The organism is Methylobacterium sp. 190mf, assembly GCF_900107945.1.
Lineage (GTDB): Bacteria > Pseudomonadota > Alphaproteobacteria > Rhizobiales > Beijerinckiaceae > Methylobacterium.
In genome coordinates, this window is sequence record NZ_FNVI01000003.1 from 311,234 (window position 1) to 318,161 (window position 6,928).

At 68.3% G+C, this 6,928-nt stretch carries 5 protein-coding genes and 1 pseudogene; 3 read left to right on the plus strand and 3 right to left on the minus strand.

Annotation, left to right across the window (positions count from 1 at the left end; genetic code table 11):
* Positions 1-849 precede the first annotated feature (849 nt).
* From C4T42_RS05630 to C4T42_RS31340, 3 genes are all read right to left on the minus strand, one after another.
* Positions 850-3,138, minus strand: coding sequence for an AAA family ATPase (locus tag C4T42_RS05630; RefSeq protein ID WP_103984830.1), 2,289 nt, complete (start codon positions 3,136-3,138; stop codon positions 850-852).
* 81 nt (positions 3,139-3,219) lie between these two features.
* Entirely contained in the window at positions 3,220-3,564 is a 345-nt protein-coding gene (locus tag C4T42_RS05635) for a hypothetical protein (protein WP_091928166.1), read from the minus strand.
* Positions 3,564-3,731: a ribbon-helix-helix protein, CopG family gene (locus C4T42_RS31340; RefSeq protein ID WP_107491588.1), complete on the minus strand. Its 168-nt coding sequence runs from the start codon at positions 3,729-3,731 to the stop codon at positions 3,564-3,566. Before C4T42_RS31340 ends, C4T42_RS05635 begins: the two co-directional genes overlap by 1 nt.
* Positions 3,732-3,953: 222 nt before the next feature.
* Here C4T42_RS31340 and C4T42_RS05640 point away from each other — a divergent pair, with 222 nt between their 5' ends.
* From C4T42_RS05640 to C4T42_RS32705, 3 genes and pseudogenes are all read left to right on the plus strand, one after another.
* Positions 3,954-5,108, plus strand: a complete 1,155-nt coding sequence (locus C4T42_RS05640) for a glycosyl hydrolase family 28-related protein (RefSeq protein WP_103984831.1) — start codon at positions 3,954-3,956, stop codon at positions 5,106-5,108.
* Between the two features lie 95 nt (positions 5,109-5,203).
* Positions 5,204-6,364 (plus strand): hypothetical protein, encoded by a 1,161-nt coding sequence (locus C4T42_RS05645; RefSeq protein WP_091928164.1) that lies wholly within the window; start codon positions 5,204-5,206, stop codon positions 6,362-6,364.
* A gap of 80 nt (positions 6,365-6,444) precedes the next feature.
* A pseudogene (locus C4T42_RS32705) lies at positions 6,445-6,928 on the plus strand (collagen-like protein); the annotation flags it as partial.

The following is a 6,928-nucleotide window of genomic DNA, read 5'->3' on the forward strand; positions in this document are numbered from 1 at the left end:
CGCCGTCGCCTTCCTCGCCGTCGCTGTCGCCTTGGGTGCGCTCTGATGTTCTACGTCCTCGCCCTCGCCGCGGCCGGGTCCGCGGTCGCCCTCCCCTTCCTGGGCCTCGCCAAGCTGACGGAGTGGACGCATCGCCGCTGCCACCCCTACGACTACTAGCCGCCCGCACCCTGTCGACCCTGAAAGGCCCGCTCCCCCGAGCGGGCCTTTTGCGTTTCGTCTGATCTGTCGCGAGCGCCGTCCGCTGAAAATCGCCAGAAACGGCCCGCCAGCGGCCGCGGCGGGGTCCGGGAGCTACGACGGGCGCCGAAAATCGGCCTTGAGCCCTGGCGGGCCGTTTCTGGCGAAACGCGGAGCCATCGCGATCCGGACGGGATGTCCCGGGGCGCCCGCGCAACGCCCGCCCGGGGCGTGCCCGCCAGTGCCTGCCTGGGCGCCCGGGCGCCGCGCGCCCGGCGCACCCGGCGCGCCCGCCGCGCCTGCGGATGGAGGCCCTCGACCTGCCGTCTCGATCGAGCCCACTCCACGACGGGAAAAGGCGCTGGAAAATCTTTTCGGACAAAACGTCCGAGATCGCTCGGTCAGGGATACATGGCGGGGCGCAGCTCGGCCCCCGCGGCCGGGGCGGATGCCCTGTATGTAATACCCCCTAGTTTGCGGCAGTCTGAGCAGAGCGCAGCAAACTAGAGATTCGTGAACGATACCAGGGTGTTGTTCGGAAGTTTGCGGCAGTTTGCGGCGCTGCTGCATTCTTAGTTTGCTGCGGAAGTTCGCTGCAACGATTTCAACGACTTAGCTGGTTTGCAGCAAATTGGCCCGTGCCTTGATCGCCTAGTTTGCTGCACCCAATCAGTCGAAAAATCCGCCGTCATCGGACGAATTGTCCGGTTCACCGGCCGTTACCGCCACGGCCTTGAGACCCATGATAGCCCGCCGCGAGCCGTCGCGACCCACTTCGGCCTCCACGACCGCGCCGATCGCGACGAGCTGCGCCAGGGCTTCCTCGACCTCTGCGGCCGTGTAGGGCGCCAGGGCGCCCGTTTCGCGGCGGCGCAGGATCGGCTCGGCCTTGCTCTTGGATGTGCGCCCCAGGGTGAGGCGGACGCCGTCGCGGTTGGCGCTCGACACGGCGTCGAGCACGATGCGGTGGAGCGAGCCCGTAATTTCTGGGGCCCCCTCCGCGACGGTCCTGGACGCCGTCACCACCTCCAAGACGCCCGCCTTCCACATCAGCTTCCACTTCGCCCCGGCCGGGCCGTAGTTCGACTTCTTGGTCGTCAGCTCGCGGTAGAGCCCGCCCTCGTCGCCGATGTGGTCGAGGTAGAAGCGCGAGCGCACGGAGCCGTGCCACGCCGTCGAGCCCGACGTGCCCTCCCCGTTCTGCTCGCCAGCCCGGGACGGGTGCCCGAGCATCAGGCAGGCGCCGCCCGTCTCAGCGGCCAGCCGGCCCGCACAGCCCTGCACGAACTGGCGGACCTGCTGCCGGTTGATCTCGTCACCGCCGAAGATGTCCGCGATCGTGTCCAGGCATGACACTTCGACGCCCAGCTCCTTCGCGACCCGCACCAGCTCCTCGAACAGGGGCGTCGCCTTGAGCACCACGCCGGAGCCGTGGCGGTCAAAGGTGCAGAGCAGGTTGTCGTCGTATTTGCGCGAGACGAGATAAAGCCAGCCCGACAGCTCGCGCTCGTCGCGGCCGAGAGCCCGGCAGATGTCCCGCACGCGGGCGTGCAGCACGTCCGGATCGTCCTCGCAGAAGAAGCCCAGGCACTTCGCCCGGCGCGTCTGGAGCCCCAGGAACGGGATCCCGAGCGCCACGGCGATCAGGAGCTGGAGCGCGAGCAGGCTCTTGCCGACGCCGCCCTTGCCGGTGAGCATCGTGACCTCGCCGCGCGGGACGAAGGCCTCGACGTACCACTCCTTCACATTGGGCTCGCGCCCATACCAGTCGGCCGGGTCGATCAACTGGATCACGGGGGCCGTCGCGGTCGTGGCGAGCAGGTCGTAGGTGTCGAAGCTCTCCGGCACGGGTGCCGGGAAGTGGCTGGTGTCGGGCTCGGCCTCGATCGCCACGAACATCTCGGCCGCTTTGGGCGCCGCGGCCTGGGCGGCCTTGCCGACGCGGGCCCAATCCCGGGCGACCATGCGCAGCGTGACCGGGCCGCCGTTGCCGGGCTGGCCCGGCGGGTAGACGAAGGCCACGGCCGCATAGTCGTTCAGCTCGTAGCCCTTGCGCGCCATGGCGCCGGCTAGAGCGGCGCGCCACGCCGAGCCCGAGCCGTCGCCCGGGGCGCTCGATAAGCGGCCCGAGAGCAGGCCCTTGAAGTAGGGGTCGGCCTCGGCGTCGGCCTTCATGCGCGCCACCAGCTCGGCGCCCGGCCCGGCCTCGGCGGTGTTCCAGTCCAGATCGTCCATCGCAGCCTGGACGGCCGCGTCCCGGTCCTTCTGGTCCGCGCCGGCGATCGGCTCGTACTCGGTCTCCAGCTCCTCGATCGTGTAGGTCCGATCCGGGTGCGAGCAGTCGTCGAGAATCGTGACGGGCCCGCCCATCAGCCCGCGGGCGCGCTTCTTCGGCGCCGAGTGATTGATCGTCCCGGGCAGCCGCATGATGCGGTCGATATTCTGCACCGCGTCGCCGTCGAGCGCGGCCGCGATGCCGGCGCCGAGATCCTCCGCGTCGATCCGGTAGATCGCCGGTTTGAGCTTCTCGCGCAGGATCCAGGCGAACTGCACGCCGTTGCCGCTGTCTACCGCGAGCGTCGGCGGGTGCTCGCTGTCGTCGGCCAGCTCGTGCGCCCGGTCGAGCAGCTCGTCGCGCGAGGCCTGGGTCTCCTCGGGTGTTGAGCCGGCCGGGTCCAGGTCGGCGACGATGGCTCGTATCCGAGCAATATGCTCCTTCCGCAGCTTCGCGTGGGGCGCGTCCGGGATGGGCTCGTTCACCGAATAGTACAGGTTGCGATGCGCCCGCGCCTCGATCCACGCGGCGATCTCGCCCCAGCTTTCAGCCGGGAAATAGCGCGCCTCGATCTCGCCCGTCTCCGGATCGAGCGCGGTGAGGTGGTGGCGGCCGTGCAGGTCGAGCCGTTGCAGGAACGCGACGGCATAGGCGGTCCGGACGATGCGGGCGTGGGCGTTCACGGGGGCCTCGGGTGCGGATGACACATCAGACGCCCGCGGAACCGAAGCTGCGCGGGCGATCTGCTCAGGCGAGAGCGCCCATTAGTCGAACAGCCCGCCAGCGTCGGCGGCCAGTTCCGCGGCCAGCTCGGCGGCTAAGCCGGCGGTCGGGTCCTCTACCGCGGCGGCCAGCTCGGCGCGAGCCGGTGAGCCCTCGGGCGGCATGAAGCTGCCCTGAGGCACGGGCTCAGCCGGCGTCGGCGGGAAGGCCTTCTCCCAAGCCTCGCGCTCGGTCGATGCGGTCCAGACGATCGCCTGCGGCGCCTCGCCCGGGTCGCCCTCCTCCAGTAGCTCCAGGGTGACGGGCCCGCCGGGCTCCATCGCGTAGATCGAGACGCCGACGCCCGGCAGCAGCCGGCGCAGCTCGTCGAGGGATCGGGGCTGCATCAGGAAGTCCTCCGTGTCTTCGGGAGCATCTGGCGCAGGAGCTGGGCGAGCATGGCGCTGCGGGACAGGCTGCGCGCGCGGCCGGCGTCGTCCAGCTCGGCCAGTAAAGCCGCGTCCAGGTGGACCGTGGCGCGGACCAAATTCTGCCCCTTGGGCTGTCGGTTCATGGTGGCACTCCGTGGGACGCCATGGCGGCGTTACGCCCTCACATTTGGTCGATCTGTCTGATTGAGTCAAGCCATTTTGTCCGACGTATTGTCTGACGCTGTCTGATATGCGTATGGTGCGCCGGCCCGGCGGGGGAGCGGTCCCCGCGAGACAGCGTGGCCACATGCGCAAAGCATCTCAAGCGCCTCGCCGGGCCCTTTCCAAGCATAGCGAGGCATCAAATGTCGGTCGTAAGCCCGTTAATCTATAATATCGTCGACTACGGCGCCGTGTCGAACGGCGGTGACTGTTCCGGGGCATTCCAGGCGGCCTTCAACGCCCTCAACAACACGCCGGAGGGCGGTCAGATCTACATCCCGCCCGGCCGCTTCCTCATCCAGAACCCGATCGGCGGCACCACCGATAAGAGCTGCGTCATCAAGGGTGCGGGTGCAGACGCTTCGGTGCTGGTCTTCAATGGCCCGAACCTCAACAATGGCCTCGTGCTCCAGCAGGTCACGCCGAACAACGCTTGTGCGTTCAAGGACTTCGGCGTCGTCGCAACGGGCTGTCCGAACCTCGGCAACGGGTCGGTCCTGTCGATCATCGGCGTCCTCCAGGGTTGCAACGGCATCACCGTGGACGGCCTGCACGTCCGTCTGACGGACGACGCGCCCTGCTCCAACGTCCTCTACGTGCGCAACCCGTCCTCGGGCGTCATCCGCGACTTCAACGTGGACGGCTACTCGGGGTGGGGCGAGGGCAACACCGCGACCGGCATCTACATCATCTGCGACACGCAGGGCGCCAACGCGATCCAGCTCTACAACTGCAACATCTTCCGCGTCTACAAGGGCATCTGGTGCGTCGGCGGCCAGATCCAGCAGTACGTCATGGAAGGTTTCGAGGCCAACGAGTGCACGCTCGTCGGCGTCCAGTACGGCCTGCACATGCAGGGCGGCTGGTACAGGCCTCCGGGCAACGCGTGGAAGGGCGGGCACATCAACGCTCGTCAGATCTGCATCATTCTGGAGACTTGGTACGAGTTCAAGATCTCGGACACTCTGCTGTACCTCGACGGCTCGGCCGCCGCGAACAGCCAGGGCCATATCCGGGTCATCAACTGCGACGAGATCCAGATCCACAACAACTCGACCCGCTACGTGGACGAGATCACGGGTGGCCCGACGCAGCGGGGCATCTGGGGCATCGCGATCTCGGACAGCAGCAACGTGCTGGTCCAGGGCAACTTCTTCGACATCGGACGGGCCGACAGCGCGGCGCTCTACAGCGTCTCGGGCAACAGCAACGTCCGGTCGGCCTTCAACACGAAGCGCGGCGGGGGCGCCTACGGCGCCGGCGCCTACACCGAGATCGGTCAGGACATCGTCGTCTGATCTCAAGTGTCTGATCTGTCACCCGACAGTGACGACGGGACGCGCCTATGGGCGCGTCTCACCAGACAAAGTGCAACTCAAGCATAGGTACTGAGATGGACATCAACTCCTTCGCCGTGTCCCCGCTCGACTACGGCGCGAGCGTCAACGCCGACCCGGAGACCAACCGCGTCGCCTTCCAGAACGCGATCAACGCGCTCCAGGCCAAGGGCGGCGGCCGGTTCGTCGTCCCGCAGGGCATCTTCGTGGTGAACGCGCCGCTGACCGCCAGCCTCGGTCAGAACGGCTCGATCTTCATGGAGGGCGCCGACACCAACTCGACCATCACCTTCACGGGTGGCGGGCAGAACGGCCTCGTGGTCGACGCCGGCTTCATCAAGCTCTCGGGCTTCCGGATCGTCGTCTCGGCCATGCCGAACATCGGCCAGGGCTCGGCCTGCTACTTACGGAACGCCTCGGCGCTGGGCGGCTCGTTCCAGAACATCGTCGTGGAGGATATGCGGTTCGAGGGTCGTGTCGACGCTCGGCCGAGCTACTTCCTGGCGGTCAACGGCCCGGCCACCTCGCGCATCCGCGGCGTCACCGTCGTGGGCTTCTACAACCAGTCCTTCCCGGTCGACAGCACGGGCATCTACATCTTCGGCGAGGTATCGCCGAGCGGTGGCGCCTCGGGCGACTGGTCGTGCGAGGGCTGCACGGTCATCGGCGTGGGCACGGCGTTCCTGGTCAACGAAGGCGCCGGTCCCGGGCAGGCGACGGTCGAGGGCTCGTCCTTCACGGACTGCGTCGCCGTGGGCGTCCAGGTGGGCCTGCATATGGTCGGCAACGGCTATCAGGTGCCGGGCCACTCCTGGAAGGGCGGCCACATCAACGCCCAGGCGGTCTGCGCGCAGTTCGACAGCATCTCGCAGTTCGAGATCGCCGACTGCCTGCTCTACCTGGACGCTGGCGGGGCGAACAAGCAGGGGTTCATCCTGTTTAACGGCTGCACGCAGATGCGGGCGCGGGACAATCAGATGATCCACATCGCGCAGACGGGCGACACCGGGGGCGGCGTCTACGGCGTGGCCTTCGCCAACGGCACGACCGCCTCGCGTGCCCAGAACAACGACGGCATCGGTTTCCCCGGTGGGTCGGCGGTCATCTACAATCAGTCCGGCGGCAACAACCGTGCTGGCGGTAACGGCCGCGGCGGCCAGGGCGCCCTGCTCGTCGGTGGCAACCTGATCGACCTGGGCGGGAACCACGTCTTCTAGGCCTCGCCTGTCTGATCTGTCATAAGACTTAGGGTCCGCTGTCTTCCGGGGCAGCGGGCCCTTCTGCTTTCGAGGGCGCGATGAACTACCAGCGCAAGTACAGCTTCTCCGGCTATCAGGCCAACAACCCACAGCGCCCCCTGCCGGCGACGCAGATCGACGCCGAGCTGGACGCGATCAGCGCCGCCTTCGAGCAGACGCTGGACGCCTACGGCGTGGCAAAGGCCAACGGCTTCCAGGGGAACGTGATCGAGTGGCTCGCCAGCCTCAAGGGCGAGAAGGGTGACAAGGGCGACAAGGGCGACCGCGGCCAGCAGGGCCAGCAGGGCCCGAAGGGCGACACGGGCTCCCAGGGACCGCAGGGCGATCCCGGGCACCAGGGCGTCCAGGGCGTGCAGGGGCCGAAGGGCGATCAGGGTGAGCAGGGCGCGCCCGGGGCGACCGGCGACCGCGGCCCGCAGGGTCTGACGGGCCCGAAGGGCGACAAGGGCGACCAGGGCCTCCAGGGGCCGAAGGGCGACACGGGCGCCCGCGGGCTCCAGGGCCTGCCCGGCGCGGACGGCG

Bases quoted from the DNA above. Each gene is read 5' to 3' on its own strand.
- C4T42_RS05635 (WP_091928166.1), bottom strand. From the start codon at position 3,564: ATGCAGCCCCGATCCCTCGACGAGCTGCGCCGGCTGCTGCCGGGCGTC.
- C4T42_RS31340 (WP_107491588.1), bottom strand. From the start codon at position 3,731: ATGAACCGACAGCCCAAGGGGCAGAATTTGGTCCGCGCCACGGTCCAC.
- C4T42_RS05640 (WP_103984831.1), top strand. From the start codon at position 3,954: ATGTCGGTCGTAAGCCCGTTAATCTATAATATCGTCGACTACGGCGCC.
- C4T42_RS05645 (WP_091928164.1), top strand. From the start codon at position 5,204: ATGGACATCAACTCCTTCGCCGTGTCCCCGCTCGACTACGGCGCGAGC.